The following is a 15,910-nucleotide window of genomic DNA, read 5'->3' on the forward strand; positions in this document are numbered from 1 at the left end:
CATGGACGGTTCAGTTGCGGATCATGGACATTGCATGTTCCATGCGGGTGAGCCCCCGCCGCTGGTACGGCGAGGGCGAACCCCGCCAGTTCGTGGGCTCTAACGTGATGGAGATCGATTCGCGCTTCCACGAGATCGTCAGCCGAACATGAACCGCCACCTTGACCGGCTGTGCGAGAACGCCGGCGTACGGCCTATTCGGTTCGATGAACTTGCGGCACTTGTGCGCCTCCCTGCTCTACAGCCAGGGCGTTCCGCTGGAGAACATCCAAGACGTGCATGGGCACAACTCGCCGACCGTCACCAAGGTGATCTACGTCGATGTGGCCGAGGACGTGACGCGGGATGCGGTCGACCGGCTCGACTTCCTGTTCGGCGAGCAGGACGAAGGGTGACATTGGGGTACGCGCGGGGGTACGGAAGGGTGGTCGAGCGGTTGAGCCGCCCTCTGGCATGTCCCGAGGAATGCAAAAGCCCAGGTCAGATGGGATCTGCCTGGGCTTCGGATTTGCGCGCTCGGAGGGATTCGAACCCCCAACCTTCTGATCCGTAGTCAGATGCTCTATCCGTTGAGCTACGAGCGCTGGACAACGACGAGTAACGATACATGGGGGAGGTGGGTGGAGGCCAATCGGCTCCGGGGAGGTCGGCGGGTGGGTGGTGCGGGCTGTGGGGAGGTGGGTGGTGTTGCGGGTGGGTACGGCGGGTGTGGCGGCGGGGTGGTGGGGAGTGGGGGCTCTACGATCCGGGCATGGGTATCGAGGACTTGCTGGGTGGGCGGGATCTGGGGGATGTGAAGAAGGCGGTCGGGTTCGTGATGGAGAACTCTGACGACTTCGAGAAGCTGCTGCGGCTGGTGCGGGGGCTGCCGGACGATGCGGTTGGGTTCATCGGGAAGCTGCCGGAGTTGCTGAAGACGATCGGGTCGGGGTTGGCGGACGCCGGGGAGCAGGCGGCGAAGGCGGCCGGGGCGCTGGTCGGGGACGACGGCGAGGGTGGGGCGCGGAAGGCGCTGACCGGGAGCGCGAGCACGCTGAACGCGGCCAAGGACAAGCTGCAGAGCGCGGCCGGGTTGCTGTCGGGGCTCGCGGGTGAGTTGGACAAGATCCCGGGGATCGGTGACGCGGCGGCGAAGAAGCTGAACGACGGCAGCGGGCAGATCGGCGGGGTCGCGACCGAGATCGAGAGCCTGGCCGGCAACCTGCAGGACCTCTCCGGGATCCTGGCGAACGTCGGCGACGCGCTGAAGGGCCTCGGGACGAAGCTGTCGGAGTCGGGCGGGTCGGTGCGGACTCTGCTGGACTAGCGCGGACGGTTGTCGTCGGCCCCGAGTCGGTGGTGGGGTGAAGGTTGTGGGGGAACCGGGTGGGGGTGGGGGGCGTCTAAGGCCGGGTTGTCGACGGTTGGAGGACCTTCGCGTGGCTAGGGTCGCGGGCATGGGTAGTCGGTTGGTTCGGGGTACGGCGGTCGCGTGTGGGGTGGCTGCGGTTGCGGGGGCGGGGATCGGGTACGCGCTCGGCGACCCCGTGCAGCCGGAGGACATTCCGTCGGCGCGGACGTTGTCGGCCGGGCTGTGCGCGAGCATCGGTGACGTGCGCAGTTTGTTGCCGCAAGCATCGAGCAGTCCGGTCACGCTGGCGCAGCTCGGTACGGCGCCGGTGATCTGCAGCGTGCCGTCCACGTCCCGCCACCGCACGTTCTCGACGGCCGCGGTGAAGCTGACGGTGACGCCGTACGGCGGGCGCGACATCGGGGCCGGGAAGGCGCCGCTCACCCCGCCGCAGAACGCGAAGTGGACCTGGGACCGGAGCCCGCTGGAGACCGTTGCCGACCGCCCCTACCCGACCAAGCTCCGCAGCGCTCCCCGGGGGGTCGGAGGCGAGTCGTGGGTGGTGAACGCGCTGGTACGGCGCGGTGACGTGATCGCCCACGTGGTCTACTCGGCCAGCCCGGTCGAACGGAAGACCGCCGAGCAGGCGGCGCTGGTGCTGGCGGATCGCGCGATCTGGGAGACGAAGTGAACAGTACGCCGCAGATCCCCGGCTACCAGTTCGACGACCACCTGCTGACCCATCCGCTCGCGGACGTGTGGCGCGGCCGCAGCTTCACCGGGATGGAGGTCGTCGCGCTCGTGCTGAGCGACGACGGCGCGCGCGACGAGACGGTGCGCGACCGCCTGGTCCGGGCCGGTCGCGGTGCGGCGCTCGAGCCGGGGCAGCAGGAGACGCCGCTGTGGGCGGCGAACTTCACCGCCGACCGCCCGTACGCGATCACCCGGCTGGTCCCGGGCGAGTCCGGCGCGGAGCGGCTGATCGATCCGCTCGACGGCATCCCCGGCAACGACGAGGAGGCCCTGCAGGCGGTCCGATCCCAGCTCAGCCGGTACGGCGCGGCGCCGCCACCGCCGGAGTTGATCTCCAGCCCGCCACCGACCGCGGTCGTCACCAGCCCCCCACCGCCCGAGGTGATCACCGGCTCGCCGTCGCCCGAGCCCCCCGCGTTCCCGACGTACGCCGACCACCCGACCGACCCACAGGACGGCCAACTCCAGGACCAGCCCACGCAGCCGCGGTCCAAGGTTGCGGTCGCCCGGGAGTACCGCCACAAGATCGGCGGCTGGATCTACCTGGTCTCGGTCCTCGGGGTGCTCGTCGTGTTCTCGATTACCTACTCGGTCGGTTCCGCGATCGGCAGTTCGATCAAGGACGAGCCGGTGGAGGCGGTTCCGGCCGCGGTCAGCCCTGGTCCGTTCCCGTCGCCGGTCCTGCTACCGGCGATCGGGTGGATCACGCCGGCGGACTACAAGGAGCCGGACGGCAGTCCGGGCGTGGTCGGCGCGACGTACGCCGCAGGTACTGACGTGCTGCCGGTCGTCGGTGTCGGGCTTCCGTTCGAGTTCGGCTGGCCGCAGACGCCGGAGATCAGCTCGATCGGTGAGTCCAGTACGGCGGTCTACCGCCGGGTCGTCACCAAGACCGACGACAAACAGCCCAAGGCCACGCTCGAGGCGCGCCTGGTGCTACACCAGTGCAAGGACCTCGCCGCCTGCCTGGCCGAGCGGCCCGCGTTCGACGCGGCCTGGGCGAAGGAGTTCGACGTGCCGGCACCCACGACGGTCAAGGATGCCCGGACGTGGTTCACCGAGCCGCGGCGCGGGCAGGCGGCGAAGGGCTACACGTTGACGATGTCGCACGCTTTCCTCAGCGGCGGACGCTGGTGGCTGGTCGGCGTCGCGGGCAGCGGCGCACCCGGCGAGGAGAAAGCCGTCCAGCAGATCGTGAACGACATCTGGCGGCAGGCCGGCTGATCCGCCGGAAATCCTTCGGTCACGGCCCGCGCACGAGCGCGGGCCGTTCTCGTTCTCCCAGGGTTCGCCGGAAAGTTCTCCCAGGGTCCGCCGGAAAGCGATTGTCGTCCGGACTTTGTGATCGGGCTCACGCACTAGTGGTTCTCACCACGCCGCCGAGTCGCGTACCGTTAGTACCACTTGCACACTGGTATACGTCCACTGGACGCACTGGTCTGCGACCGATCACACCGCCAGCCAGCTGGATCGAACCGCCGGAGACCCCGGCGGCCGGAGCCGTACCTGCCTTCAGCGCCGAGGGCCGGGACGGCCGCCGGGCCCGACAGCCGAGAGGGAATGAGCCGCCGATGACGACAACCGCCAGCCCGACCCATACCGACGCCGACGCCACCGCCGACCCGGAAACCCTCACCGCCGGGACCTACGACCTGAGTGAAGCGCCGACCACGCACGCCGGCCTGCTGGCGTGGGTCGCCGAGGTCGCCGCGCTCACCCGGCCCGACCGGATCCACTGGATGGACGGCTCGGACGAGGAGTACGCGCGGCTCACCGACGAGCTGATCGCGGCCGGCACGATGGTGCGGCTGAACGAGGAGAAGAAGCCGAACTCGTTCTGGGTGCGCACCGACCCCTCGGACGTGGCGCGGGTCGAGCAGCGGACGTTCATCTGCTCGGTCGACGAGGAAGACGCGGGCCCGACCAACAACTGGATGGACCCGGCGCAGATGAAGGCGCTGATGACCGAGCTGTACCGCGGCTCGATGCGCGGACGGACGATGTACGTCGTCCCGTTCTGCATGGGCCCGCTGACGGCGGACAAGCCGATGTTCGGCGTGGAGATCACCGACTCGGCGTACGTGGTCGCCTCGATGCGGATCATGGCCCGCACCGGCTCCGACGTCCTCGAGAAGATGGGCGCCGACGCGCCGTACGTCCCCTGCCTGCACTCGGTCGGCGCGCCGCTGCAGCCGGGCGAGGCGGACGTGCCGTGGCCGTGCAACGAGGAGAAGTACATCGTCCAGTTCCCGGAGGAGCGGGCGATCTGGTCGTACGGCTCAGGGTACGGCGGCAACTCGCTGCTCGGCAAGAAGTGCTACTCGCTGCGGATCGCGTCGGCGATGGCCCGGGACGAGGGCTGGCTGGCCGAGCACATGCTGATCCTGAAGCTGATCTCGCCGGAGAAGAAGGTCCACTACGTCGCGGCCGCGTTCCCGAGCGCGTGCGGCAAGACCAACCTGGCGATGCTCGACCCGACCCTGGAGGGCTGGGAGGTCGAGACGCTCGGCGACGACATCGCCTGGATGCGGTTCGGCGAGGACGGCCGGCTGTACGCCGTGAACCCGGAGTTCGGCCTGTTCGGGGTGGCCCCGGGCACGGGCTGGAAGACGAACCCGAACGCGATGCGCACGATCGAGAAGGGCAACTCGGTCTTCACCAACGTCGCGCTCACCGACGACGGTGACGTCTGGTGGGAGGGCTACTCGCAGACCCCGCCGAACCACCTGACCGACTGGAAGGGCCGGGAGTGGACGCCGGAGTCGGGTGAGCTGTCCAGCCACCCGAACAGCCGGTTCTGCACGCCGATCAAGCAGTGCCCGATCATCGCCGACGAGTACGAGGACCCGAACGGCGTACCGATCTCGGCGATCATCTTCGGCGGCCGGCGGGCCACCACGGTGCCGCTGGTGACCGAGTCGCGGGACTGGGCGCACGGGGTGTTCATGGGCGCCACGCTCTCGTCGGAGACCACCGCGGCCGCGGTCGGCGAGGTCGGCGTCGTCCGGCGCGACCCGATGGCGATGCTGCCGTTCCTCGGGTACAACGCGGGCGACTACTTCGACCACTGGCTGACCGTCGGCAAGGAGCACGACGCCGCGAAGCTGCCGAAGATCTTCTACGTGAACTGGTTCCGCAAGGACGAGTCGGGCAAGTTCGTCTGGCCGGGCTTCAGCGAGAACAGCCGGGTGCTGAAGTGGGTGATCGAGCGGATCGAGGGGCAGGCCGACGCGGTCGAGACCCCGATCGGCCGAGTGCCCACGCCGGGGTCGCTGGATGTGTCGGGGCTGGACCTGACCGCCGACGAGCTCGAGATCGCGCTCAAGGTCGACGCGGACGAGTGGAAGGCCGAGCTCCCGCTGATCGAGGAGTGGTTCGGCAAGCTCGGGGACAAGGTGCCGGCCACGCTGAAGGTCGAGCTCGACAACCTGCGCACGCGGCTCGGCTGAGAGGACGTCGGCTGCTGAGTCGGAAGCCAGCAGACCGCACCAGCGCGGCGCCCCGGCCCACCGGCCGGGGCGCCACGCTGTATCCGGGCTCGGGGACCCGGATCACGGGCGCTCTGCGAGGATTCGTCGTACTTCGTCGTCCTCGACCGGGGAGAAGTCGCGGTAGGCCTGGCCGACCGCGGTGTAGTAGAGCGGCTTCCACACGCACACGACCTCGTCGGCCACCTGTGCGAGCCGCCGGCACCCGTCCGAGCCGCCCACGGGTACGGCGACGATCACGCGCGCCGGCCGCTGTCGCCGTACCGCTGCCACCGCGGCGCGCATCGTCGAGCCGGTCGCCAGCCCGTCGTCGACCAGGATCACCACCTGGTCCTGGACGTCGATCGCGGGCCGGTCGCCGCGGTAGGCCTGCTCGCGCCGCCGCAGCTCCCGCGTCTCCTCCTCGAGTACGTCGGCCAGCGCGTGCTCACCGGCTTCGGCGAGCACCGATTCGTTGCGGACCGTCTGGGTCTCGCCGCCGACGCCCGCGATCGCACCCATCGCCAGCTCCGGCTGTTGCGGCAGGCCGAGCTTGCGGACGATCAGCACATCCAGCTTCGCGCCGAGGGCGTCCGCGACCGGCGCCGCCACGGGAACCCCGCCGCGCGCCAGCCCGAGCACCAGCACCGATCCGGCAACCTCGCCGAGCTCGTCGGCCAGGGCCCGGCCGGCGGCCTCCCGATCCGGGTACGGCTTCATAGCGCCATGATCCACCCGGCAGGCGGAACTTGTCCGCCGGCGAGTGTGCGCGAGCAGCCAGCGGGCTATTGGGGTCGGTCCGTGGGCGGGCTGACGGCGACGCGGTCGGCGGGCAGTCGGCAGGTCTGCTCGCGGCCGTCGGGGTCGACGTACTGGACGAGCGCGACCCAGCCGTTCGCGCAGTGCAGGCGGCCGATGAGCCAGGCCGGGGTCCAGCCGTCGTCCAGGTGGACCAGGACGTGTGCGGGCACGCCCACGCCGAGGAGGGCTCGCGGGTCGTACGTCGTTCCAGGCAGTGCCACCGCCGTCATCGCCATCACCTCTCGAGCTCCGGTCGCCCGTACCTCACCGTGACCTCGCACCCGGGATAGTTCTTCGTACCCCGGGAACGTCTCGGACTCGCCACCGTCTCGTCACAGCCTCGACCCGGTTCGGCCCCGCGCGCACGCCGATCCGCGGATAGGTTGAGGGCATGAAGATCGGAGTGATGCTCCCGTTCGGTGCCGGTGACGGGCCCGGCGGTTCGATGCCCCGCTGGCAGGACGTCCGCGAGGTCGCCGAGGCGGCCGACCAGAGCGGGCTGGACGCGGTCTGGCTGGCCGACCACTTCCTGTACAAGGCGCCGGACGGCCAGGTGTTCGGCATGCACGAGGCCTGGACGCTGCTGACCGCGGTCGCCGCGGTGACCACCCGCGTCGAGATCGGGAACCTGGTGCTGTGCGCGTCGTTCCGGGATCCCGGGCTGACGGCCAAGATGGCGGCGACCCTCGACGAGGTGTCCGGCGGACGGCTGGTCCTCGGGGTCGGCGCCGGCTGGCACGATCCGGAGTACGAGGCGTTCGGGCTGCCGACCGACCACCGGGTCGGGCGGTTCGAGGAGTGGCTGGAGATCGTGGCGCGGCTGATCCGCGGCGAGACGGTCACCTTCGACGGTACGTACCACCGAGTCCGCGAGGCCTCGCTCGACCCGGCGCCGGACCGCCGGATCCCGATCCTGGTCGCCGGTCACCGGCCGCGGATGATGCGCCTGACCGCCGAGTGGGCCGACGTCTGGAACACCGCCTGGTACGGCGCCGCGAGCGAGAAGGTCGAGGAACGGCTGGGCACCCTGACGGACGCGGTGAAGTCAGTCGGCAAACCGGAGGGCGCGGTCGCCACGACCGTCGGGGTCGTCGTCCGCGACCCGGACCAGCCGCCGGTGGCCGAGCCGGACGAACGTGCGATCGACGGCACGGTCCAGGAGCTGGCCGCCGCGTTGACGGCGTACCAGAAGCTCGGCATCGAGCAACTGATCGTCTCCCCCGAGCCGATGACCCCACGCTCGGTAGAACGCCTGGCCGAAGCCAAGCAATTGATGAGCAACTGACCCGAGCCAGGCGGGTGAAGCCCGCCGGGCGGGGCCTGGGGGTTGCACCCCCAGAAAACGGCCGAAGCTCCCCGTCCGCGCTGTTCGCGGACAGGGAGCTCCCAGAGCGGAGGCGGCGGGATTTGAACCCGCGAGAGGGGGTTACCCTCAACCCGCTTAGCAGGCGGGCGCCATCGACCGGACTAGGCGACGCCTCCTCCGACGGTCCCCACACGGGGGACGCGACGACGGCCAAGACTATCCGCTCGACCCACTCCGCAGCAAAGCGGGCCTCGACCACCGAGGGTGGTCGGGACGGCACGTTCGAGTGATGCGCCCGGGCACCTGTAATCTGGCCGCATCGACGGGGGTCGTCAGCATCACGTCAACCGAGTGGGTGTCGTGGGCGTCTGAAGTACCGTGGGCCGCTGCATGCGGCCCGGCGGAGGCTGCCACGTCGTCGATCAGGGAACGGAGCCATGTCGCGGAGTACTCGCGCTGCCGGACGGAGAGCCGCGCCTCGAGCCAGTCGGTCGCGGCACCGCACGCCGCGGGCACGGACGGCGTCGAAGGCGATCGGCCTCACTCTGCTCAGCGCGCTGGTCCCCGGCTCCGGCCTGCTGATGGGCGGGCGGAAGAAGCTCGGCGCGTTCGTGCTGACCATCAGCATCGGCCTGCTCCTCATCGGCGCGTACGTCGGCCTGACCCGGCGTGACTCGATCCTGGCCTTCGCGGTGTCGCCGCGGCAGCTGCTGATCGCGAGCGCGGCCGTGGTCGGTCTCGGCATCTGCTGGATCTGGGTCGTGGTCGCCTCGCACAAGCTGCTCCGCCCGGTGAGCATGACGTACACCGGCCGGCTGGCGGGGTCGCTGTTCGTCGGGTTGCTCTGCTTCGGCATCGCCGTACCGACGACCGTGGCCGCGCAGACGGTGATGGCCCAGCGCGACCTGGTCGGCAGCGTGTTCCAGTCCGAGGGCGACTCCAAGAGCGCGACCCGGCCGAAGGTGGACAAGAAGGATCCGTGGGCGAACACCCCGCGGCTGAACCTGCTGCTCCTCGGCGCCGACGACGGCGTCGGCCGGCAGGGCACCCGGACCGACACGGTGATCGTGGCCAGTATCGACACCAAGACCGGTGCGACCTCGCTGATCTCGCTCAGCCGGAACTGGATGCGGATGCCGTTCCCCGCGGACTCGCCGCTGCACAAGGTCTACCCGGACGGCTTCTGGAACCCGGACCTGGGCAACGTCGAGCAGCCGGAGTTCTACCTGGACGCGATGTACGAGAACATCCCGAAGCTGCACCCGGGGATCCTCGGCGAGACCGACAACGAGGGCGCCGACGTCTTGAAGGTCGCCGTCGGTGAGGCGCTCGGCCTGGACATCGACTACTACATGCAGGTCAACCTGGCCGGCTTCCGGCAGATCATCGACGCGGTCGGCGGGATCACCGTCAACGTCAACTACAAGGTGCCGATCGGCGGCGACTACGGCGACGGGCCGGGCTCGAACAGCCACAAGAAGCCGTCCGGCTACATCGAGCCCGGGCCGGACCAGAAGCTGGACGGGTACCACGCGCTCTGGTTCGCCCGCGGCCGCTACGGTCTGACCGACCCGTCCCGGCAGGAGCGGCAGCGCTGCACGATCCACGCGCTGGTCAACAGCGTGAACCCGGCCACCCTGGTGACGAAATACCAGCAGATCGCCGCGGCCGGCAAGCAGTTGCTCCGGACCGACATCCCCCAGGAGATCCTCGGGGCCTTCATCGAGCTCGGCCTCAAGGTGAAGAGCGCGCCGGTCTCCAACGTCGACCTGGACAAGAGCAAGAACTTCCCGACCGGCAAGAACCCGGACTACGAGGCGATGCGGGCGCTGATCCAGAAGGCGATCAGCCCGAAGCCCAAGCCGACCGCGTCCGCGTCCGCCCCGACGGCGACCGCGACCAAGAAGCCGTCCAGCGGTACGACGACCAAGAAGCCGTCGAGCAAGCCGACCGTGACCCCAGGCACCGCGGAGAACCTGAACGACGCCTGCGCCTACAACCCCACCGAGTCCGGCAACTGACATCATCCGGCCAACCGGGACTGGACCGCCGGTAGGCCGGGAAGGATGGCCCGCACTGGAACGAGTCACTGGGGGTGACCTGTGCGGCGTGGGACTGCGGCGGCGATCGCGATCACGGTGTTGACGGCGGCGGGATGCAGCGCCGAGCCGGAGGCCGGCGGACCGTCGGCCGAGAGCAGTACGACGACGACCTCGGTGAGCACCCCGACTCCGTCGCCGACCGCGTCGCCGACTCCGGTCCGGTTGTCGGTGCCGATGTATCAGCGGGCGCTGACGAACGTCGAGAAGATCCTCCGGACCTACGTCCTCAGGGTGATGAACGCGAAGACGGTGCCGGCGTTCGACGCGGCCAGGGCCCAGCTCGCGGCGGCCGTCGTCCTCGAGCGGCAGGCCCTCGCCAAGGTCAACCCACCGAAGGCGCTGGACGCCGCGCACCGGACCGTGCTCGCGTCGTTCGACGGTTATCCGGAGACCGTCACCGACAACCTGAGCGAGGCCGGCGCGACCAAGACCGGGTGCGGACTGCCCAAGGCGCCGGCGACGCGGTTGTGGGAGGCCAAGACCGGGATCCGCAGCTCGGTGGTCGAGCTCACGCAGGACGTGTCGAGGTCCGTCGGCAAGGGCCTGCGGTTCGGGGCGCTCGTCGTACCACCGGCCTTGACGCCGCCGTCGACCGTCAACGGTCGCGGGCGGAACGGGCAGATCGTCCAGCGGTCCGGGGCCCGCGGTCCCGGCCGGCTGCAGATCGACAACGGCAGCTCGTCCGACGTCGTGATCGTGGTGACCAACAGCAACCCGCGCAGACCGCAGGTCTCGATCTACGTGCGCGCCGAGCAGAAGGCGACGCTGTCCGGGATCCGCGGCAGCTACTACGTCTACTTCAAGTCCGGCACCGGCTGGGACGCGGCCAACCGGCGGTTCACCGAGGACTGCTCCTACGAGCGGTACGACGACCGCTTCGACGGGAAGTACGACTGGTCGATCAGCCTGGCCCGGACTCCGCTCGGCAACGCGCCCACGTCCGAGGTCGACGCCTTCTGACCGTCGGCCGGCGGCCGGATGAGAAACTTGCCGGATGCGTACGACGTACCGGATGCGAGCCGGGCGGTTCCTCGGAATCCCGGCCGCCGGGCTGATCCTCCTCGGGGTGGCCGCGATCGTGTGGGCGATCGCGCTGCCGGCCGCGGTGGTCGCCGTGTTCCTCGTCCTCGGTGGGCTGGTCGTGCTGGGCGGGCTGTACGTGCTCGCCCGGCCGCCCGTCGTCCTGAAGCTGCGGGACGACGAGATCGAGGTGCGCGGCGTACGCACGCCCTGGACCGACGTCACCGAGGTCGGCCGGGTGGAGACGACCCACGGCGAGGCGATCGTGCTGCGGACCAGGCAGAAGGACCACTCGGTCCTGGTCCCGCTCGCCTGGCTCGCACCCGGGCAGCTCCCGGAGCTGGAGACCGCGCTGCGGGACCGGCTGAACACTGCCCACGGCTACACGATCTGGGACGGCACTGCGCCCGAGGGCGAGAATCGCGCAGAATAAGTCACCCCGATTGTTTGGAGACAGCGTGCTTTCGTTCGACATGTCGTCCGAGGAACTCGCCGGCTACCAGGGCACGAACCCGCGGCCGGCCGACTTCGACCAGTACTGGGACAAGGCGCTGCTCGAGCTGGACGCGGTGGACCCCGAGACCGAGTTCGTGGACGCGACCGACTTCCCGCTGACCACGGCGACCGCGCAGCACCTGTACTTCACCGGCACCGGCGGGTACCGCGTGCACGCCAAGGTCGTGCGTCCCGCCGAGCCGACGGGTCCGGCCGTGCTGATCTTCCACGGGTACGGCGGCGAGCAGCCGAAGTGGGTCGACCTGCTGCCGTACGCCGCCCGCGGGTTCACCGTGGCCGCGCTGGACGTCCGCGAACAGGTCGGCTTCCGGACCGAGTCGCAGGCGCCGAACAGCTTCTCCCTGCACAACCACCTCGTCCACGGTCTCGACGACGGCCCGGACGGACTGCTGTACCGGCACGTCTTCCTCGACGCCCGGCGGCTGACGGACATCATCGGCGGGCTGCCCGAGGTGGACGCCGCGCGGATCGCGACCACGGGCTGGAGCCAGGGCGGTGGGCTGTCGCTCGTCGCGGCCGCGCTGACGCCGACGGTCAGCTACACGGCCAGCGTGTACCCGTTCCTCACCGACTACCAACGGGCCTGGGAGCTCAACCTCGACCGGGCGCCGTACGACGAGATCGTCACCTGGTTCAAGAAGCGCGACCCGCGGCACCTGCGGCAGGACGAGGTGTTCACGACCCTCGGCTACATCGACGTCCAGCACCTGGCCGCCCGGATCCGGGCCGAGGTGACGCTGTTCGTCGGCCTCGAGGACCAGGTCTGCCCGCCGTCCACGCAGTACGCCGCGTACAACAAGATCACGTCGTCGAAGTCGGCCCGGGTGTACCCGGACTTCGGTCACGACGACCTGCCGGGCGCCGCGGACGAGATCTATCAGTTGATCGGCGCGAAACTCTGACCACGCTCACGGTCCTAGGCAACGCGGCGCCGTACCCACAACCGGACCGGCCGTGCTCCGGGTACCTCGTGCGGTCGGGGGAGGCGTCGGTGTGGGTCGATGCGGGCCCGGGTTCGCTGGCCGAGCTGCTGCGCCATGTCTCGTTGTCGTCGCTGGACGCGGTGTGGATCTCGCACCTGCATCTCGACCACGTCGGCGATCTGCTGAACGCGTACTACGCCTTGGCGTACGGCGAACTGCCTGCTCGGGCCGCGCCGTTGCCCGTGTTCGCGCCGGCCGGGCTGACCGATCGACTCACCGGCTTCTTCGGTCCGGGCTTCGAGGAAGGGTTCCTGGACGTCCGCCCGCTGTCCGACGGTCACGTCGTACACCTGGACGAGCTGACCTTGCTGAGTCGATCCGTCGACCACGGCGGTCCCGAGGCGTACGCGCTGCGGGTGTCGGTCGGTGAGCGCGTCCTGGCCTACTCCGGCGACTGCACGCCGTGCGCTGCGCTGGACGAGGTCGCCGTCGGCGCCGACGTACTGCTGTGCGAGGCCAACGACCCTGAGCCCAACGCCTTCCACCACACCCCGGCCGAGGCCGGCGCCTTGGCCCGCCGTACCGGCGCGCACCACCTCGTGGTCACGCACGTCGGCCCACTGCTGACCCCGGAATCCGCCACGGAGCAGGCCGCCTCGGCCTTCGGCGGACCCACCACCCACGCCGACCTCGCCGCCACATTCACGTTCTAGAGTGCGAACCATGCAGTTTTTCGTGTGGGGCCGGGACCGGCAGGGCGGGTTCGACGTCAAGGTGAAGCTGAACGAGGAGCACTGGTCCTTCATGGACGGGTACGCCGACCAGCTCATCGCCCGCGGTCCGACGCTGACCTCGCACTCCGACGACGCCGAGACGACCGGCAGCCTCCACATCGTCGATCTCCCCGACGAGGACGCCGTACGCCGCTTCGCCTACGAGGAGCCGTACTACCGGGCCGGCGCCTTCGAGTCCGTGGACATCTACCGCTTCCACAACCACACCGGCCGCACCATGTGGGACTTCGCCAACGCGGTCGCCGACTACCACCGCTACCTGGTGATGACCACAGACGTCGGACCGGTCACCCCGACCGAGCACTTCGTCCTGTACGGCGATCTCTTCACCACGGACAACCGAGCCCGGGTCGGCCAGGCCGCCCTGGTGGAGGCTCCGAGCCTCGCGGCCGCCGCATCGGTCCTGCCGATCGCCGAGGCCCATCCCTGGGAGTTCGGCGGTCGCCGCTGACCGGGTCAGCCGGGGAGGACCTTGTAGCGGAGGTGGGTGGCATCTCGGCCTTCGAGAATGCGGACCAGCTCCAGCTCGGCGGGGTGTGAGTCGAAGAGGCGGCGGCCGGCACCGAGCAGGACCGGGACCAGGTGGATCTCCAGTTCGTCCAGTTGGCCGGCTGCGAGCAGGGATTGGGCCGCTCCGGCGCCGTGCACGAGGATCGCGCGGTCGCCGGTCGCGGCCCGCGCGTCGGCGACACAGGTCTCGACGTCGGTGTAGAACGTCGCCGACCCGGGCGGTACGTCGTCCGCGTCGACGTGGTGCGTGAGGATGTGGATCGGCACGCCGTCGTGGTGGTCGCCGTTCCACCGCCCGGCGAGCTCGAACGTCCGGCGCCCCGCGATCACCGCCCCGGTGGCGAGCGCCTCACCGTAGATCTGGCCGTTCACCCCGGGCCCCCGCCGATCGTCGAGCCAGTTGAACAACCGCCCGCCACCCCGGCCCAGTTCCTGACCCGGCTCATCGTCCGGCCCGGCGATGAAGCCGTCCAACGACATCGACATGTACAACCGCGTCGGCCCACTCATGGCGTCCACCCAACAGCAGTCACCTTTCAGATCGCTTTCAGGTGGGGATCCACTCCGGCCACCACGGCGGGACGTTGCCGGGGCAGATCCCGGGGGAGGCGGCGGGGGTGCCCTGCCAGGAGTACAGGGCGAGGTCGGCGATGGCGATCGCGATGGCGGCGGCGACCAACGAGAAGAGGAAGGTCTTCCCGGCGTACCGGAAGACGAGGTTGAAGAGGACGAGGTTGACGATCAGCGCGAGCGGCAGGCCGAGGAAGAGCAGGGTGAGGCCGTTGGGGACGCTGCCGGCGACGTCGACCTGACAGGCCTTCCAGGACCGGGACGTGATCACGATCAGTCCGAAGGCTGCCCCGCCCCCGACGACGACGGTCAGGAACTTCTCGCTCTTGCTCCCCTTCGCAGCTAACGCCATGTGGATCACCGTAAGTGATCCCGGTGTCCACTTCAGCCCGAACGGCGGCTCAGTAGCGCCACCGCAACGCGCGGACCCGCTCCTCCAGCGACAGCCCCCCGAGCGATTGCGCGTCATGACGACGTACGGCGAGGAACGGGTCGACGATCGCCTCGCCGAGCGCCTCCCGAATCACCGTCGACTCCTCCAGTGCGCCGAGGGCGTCCGCCAGCGTGAGCGGCAGCCGCCGTACGCCCATCGCGGCCAGCTCGGATTCCGAGTACGTCGCCGGGTCGCGGTCCAACCCCGCCGGCAAATCGGCCCGGCGCTCGAGCCCTGCCAGCGCACTCGCGAGCACGGCCGCGGCCGACAGGTACGCGTTCCCGGACGGATCGCCGATCTTGATCTCGCAGTTGGCCGACTCCGGTCGGCTGGTGATGCTGCCGGGCACGTAGCGCAGCGCGGCCTCGCGGTTCTCCGGACCCCAGCACGCGTACGCACCGGCCCAGTTCCCCGGGACGCGCCGGTCGGCGCTGACCACACTCGGCGCGAGTACGCCGGTCAGCCCGTCCAGCTCGGCCAGGACACCCGCGATCAGGTGCCGACCGTGCTCCGACGGACCGCCGCCATCGCCGAAAGGCAGTCCGTTGAGCGCGGCCGAGAAGTGGATGTGCGCCCCGTTGCCGACGTACCCGGCGACCGTGATCGGCGCGAACGACACCAGGAGGTCGTGCTTCCGCGCCACCCGATGGACGACGAGTCGGGCGAGCTGCGACTGGTCCGCCGCCTTCACCGGTGACGCCGGCGGCAGCGACACCTCCACCTGACCTTGTGCGTACTCCGGGTGCAGTTGCTCCGCCGGGACTCCCGCCGCGTCGAGCGCTTCGAGCAACTCGACCGCGAAGTCCTCCAGCGTCAGCGTCGCGAGTACGCCGTACGCCGGGCCGAGCGTGGCCACTCGGGGATCGCCGTGATCGCCACGGAAGACGGTGAACTCGAGCTCGAATCCCAGCTTCACGTCGAGACCGGCCGCGACCGCGCGTTCTTCCTGGCGGCGGAGCGCGGCCCGCTGGCAGATCGCGATCGGCTCGTGGTCCTGGGACAGCTGGTCGGCCGGTGCCCAGTAGACGGTCCGGTCCGGACCGAGCGGCGCCGCGGCGGACAGATCCGGGATCAATCGGTTGTCGCCGACCGCGCCGTTCACCGCGGGCGAGGACGTGATCCCGTCGTCGGCGCACATGATCGCGAAGACCGGCGACAGGCCGATCCCGTCACGCGCCGCGGTCCGCAGCCGCTCGGCCGGCACCGACTTGGCCCGGGTGATGCCCGCATTGTCGACAATCGACGTGACAAGCATCCGCAGCCCACCGTCGAGCAACGCGTTGACCCGATCCGCCGGCTGAAGACTGTCAGTAATTGCCACGCCCACCTTGGTACCACGTCAGCTCCGCAGGAGCCGCACGATCAGGCACGGGCCGGTGCGCACA

Annotated in this window: 17 protein-coding genes and 2 tRNA genes; 12 read left to right on the forward strand and 7 right to left on the reverse strand. The window is 70.0% G+C overall.

Going from position 1 to position 15,910, the window contains the following annotated elements; all coding sequences use genetic code 11:
* The first annotated feature begins 206 nt into the window (after positions 1–206).
* The gene (locus ACQPYZ_RS01380) at positions 207–395 is read left to right on the forward strand and encodes a tyrosine-type recombinase/integrase (protein ID WP_433164412.1); all 189 of its coding nucleotides are present in this window, start codon (positions 207–209) and stop codon (positions 393–395) included.
* A 116-nt stretch (positions 396–511) separates the two neighbouring features.
* Here ACQPYZ_RS01380 and ACQPYZ_RS01385 read toward each other — a convergent pair.
* A tRNA-Arg gene (locus ACQPYZ_RS01385) sits at positions 512–584 on the reverse strand.
* Positions 585–751: 167 nt separating this feature from the next.
* Here ACQPYZ_RS01385 and ACQPYZ_RS01390 point away from each other — a divergent pair.
* The 4 genes from ACQPYZ_RS01390 to ACQPYZ_RS01405 all read left to right on the forward strand — a co-directional run bounded on the left by ACQPYZ_RS01390 (position 752) and on the right by ACQPYZ_RS01405 (position 5,532).
* Positions 752–1,306 (forward strand): hypothetical protein, encoded by a 555-nt coding sequence (locus tag ACQPYZ_RS01390; protein WP_433164414.1) that lies wholly within the window; start codon positions 752–754, stop codon positions 1,304–1,306.
* A 130-nt stretch (positions 1,307–1,436) separates the two neighbouring features.
* Complete coding sequence (locus tag ACQPYZ_RS01395; RefSeq protein ID WP_433164416.1) at positions 1,437–2,021, forward strand: hypothetical protein; 585 nt, start codon at positions 1,437–1,439, stop codon at positions 2,019–2,021.
* Positions 2,018–3,307 carry a hypothetical protein gene (locus ACQPYZ_RS01400; RefSeq protein WP_433164417.1) on the forward strand — a complete coding sequence of 430 codons (1,290 nt, stop codon included), beginning with the start codon at positions 2,018–2,020 and terminating at the stop codon, positions 3,305–3,307. Before ACQPYZ_RS01395 ends, ACQPYZ_RS01400 begins: the two co-directional genes overlap by 4 nt.
* 347 nt (positions 3,308–3,654) lie before the next feature.
* Positions 3,655–5,532: a phosphoenolpyruvate carboxykinase (GTP) gene (locus tag ACQPYZ_RS01405; RefSeq protein ID WP_433164419.1), complete on the forward strand. Its 1,878-nt coding sequence runs from the start codon at positions 3,655–3,657 to the stop codon at positions 5,530–5,532.
* Positions 5,533–5,634: 102 nt separating this feature from the next.
* Here ACQPYZ_RS01405 and ACQPYZ_RS01410 read toward each other — a convergent pair whose 3' ends face one another.
* Together ACQPYZ_RS01410 and ACQPYZ_RS01415 are read right to left on the reverse strand one after the other, a co-directional pair.
* Positions 5,635–6,270, reverse strand: a complete 636-nt coding sequence (locus ACQPYZ_RS01410; RefSeq protein ID WP_433164421.1) for a phosphoribosyltransferase — start codon at positions 6,268–6,270, stop codon at positions 5,635–5,637.
* A 65-nt stretch (positions 6,271–6,335) separates the two neighbouring features.
* Complete coding sequence (locus ACQPYZ_RS01415; RefSeq protein WP_433164422.1) at positions 6,336–6,581, reverse strand: hypothetical protein; 246 nt, start codon at positions 6,579–6,581, stop codon at positions 6,336–6,338.
* A gap of 161 nt (positions 6,582–6,742) precedes the next feature.
* Between ACQPYZ_RS01415 and ACQPYZ_RS01420 the strand changes: the two genes are divergently transcribed.
* Complete coding sequence (locus tag ACQPYZ_RS01420) at positions 6,743–7,636, forward strand: LLM class flavin-dependent oxidoreductase (RefSeq protein ID WP_433164423.1); 894 nt, start codon at positions 6,743–6,745, stop codon at positions 7,634–7,636.
* Between the two features lie 107 nt (positions 7,637–7,743).
* Here ACQPYZ_RS01420 and ACQPYZ_RS01425 read toward each other — a convergent pair.
* Positions 7,744–7,833: transfer RNA gene (locus ACQPYZ_RS01425), tRNA-Ser, on the reverse strand.
* Between the two features lie 261 nt (positions 7,834–8,094).
* Between ACQPYZ_RS01425 and ACQPYZ_RS01430 the strand changes: the two genes are divergently transcribed.
* The 6 genes from ACQPYZ_RS01430 (at position 8,095) to ACQPYZ_RS01455 (ending at position 13,463) form a co-directional block, all read left to right on the forward strand.
* Entirely contained in the window at positions 8,095–9,678 is a 1,584-nt protein-coding gene (locus ACQPYZ_RS01430; protein WP_433164425.1) for an LCP family protein, read from the forward strand.
* A gap of 81 nt (positions 9,679–9,759) precedes the next feature.
* Positions 9,760–10,719, forward strand: a complete 960-nt coding sequence (locus ACQPYZ_RS01435) for a hypothetical protein (protein ID WP_433164426.1) — start codon at positions 9,760–9,762, stop codon at positions 10,717–10,719.
* 34 nt (positions 10,720–10,753) lie between these two features.
* Positions 10,754–11,212 carry a hypothetical protein gene (locus ACQPYZ_RS01440; RefSeq protein ID WP_433164427.1) on the forward strand — a complete coding sequence of 153 codons (459 nt, stop codon included), beginning with the start codon at positions 10,754–10,756 and terminating at the stop codon, positions 11,210–11,212.
* Between the two features lie 25 nt (positions 11,213–11,237).
* Positions 11,238–12,197, forward strand: coding sequence for an acetylxylan esterase (locus ACQPYZ_RS01445; protein WP_433164429.1), 960 nt, complete (start codon positions 11,238–11,240; stop codon positions 12,195–12,197).
* Positions 12,198–12,286: 89 nt separating this feature from the next.
* A complete protein-coding gene (locus tag ACQPYZ_RS01450) occupies positions 12,287–12,931 on the forward strand; it encodes an MBL fold metallo-hydrolase (protein ID WP_433164430.1) in 645 nt (214 codons plus the stop codon).
* 10 nt (positions 12,932–12,941) lie between these two features.
* Positions 12,942–13,463: a YciI family protein gene (locus ACQPYZ_RS01455; RefSeq protein ID WP_433164431.1), complete on the forward strand. Its 522-nt coding sequence runs from the start codon at positions 12,942–12,944 to the stop codon at positions 13,461–13,463.
* Between the two features lie 5 nt (positions 13,464–13,468).
* Here the strand turns inward: ACQPYZ_RS01455 and ACQPYZ_RS01460 are convergent, their stop codons facing one another.
* The 3 genes from ACQPYZ_RS01460 to ACQPYZ_RS01470 are packed head-to-tail and all read right to left on the reverse strand — an operon-like array spanning position 13,469 to position 15,846.
* On the reverse strand, positions 13,469–14,032 hold the full coding sequence (locus ACQPYZ_RS01460; RefSeq protein WP_433164432.1) for a dihydrofolate reductase family protein: 564 nt from the start codon (positions 14,030–14,032) through the stop codon (positions 13,469–13,471).
* 37 nt (positions 14,033–14,069) lie between these two features.
* Positions 14,070–14,444 (reverse strand): hypothetical protein, encoded by a 375-nt coding sequence (locus ACQPYZ_RS01465; RefSeq protein WP_433164434.1) that lies wholly within the window; start codon positions 14,442–14,444, stop codon positions 14,070–14,072.
* Between the two features lie 49 nt (positions 14,445–14,493).
* Positions 14,494–15,846, reverse strand: a complete 1,353-nt coding sequence (locus ACQPYZ_RS01470; protein WP_433164436.1) for a glutamine synthetase — start codon at positions 15,844–15,846, stop codon at positions 14,494–14,496.
* Between the last annotated feature and the right edge of the window lie 64 nt (positions 15,847–15,910).

The organism is Kribbella sp. CA-247076 (assembly GCF_050942445.1).
In the GTDB taxonomy this organism is placed as follows: domain Bacteria; phylum Actinomycetota; class Actinomycetes; order Propionibacteriales; family Kribbellaceae; genus Kribbella.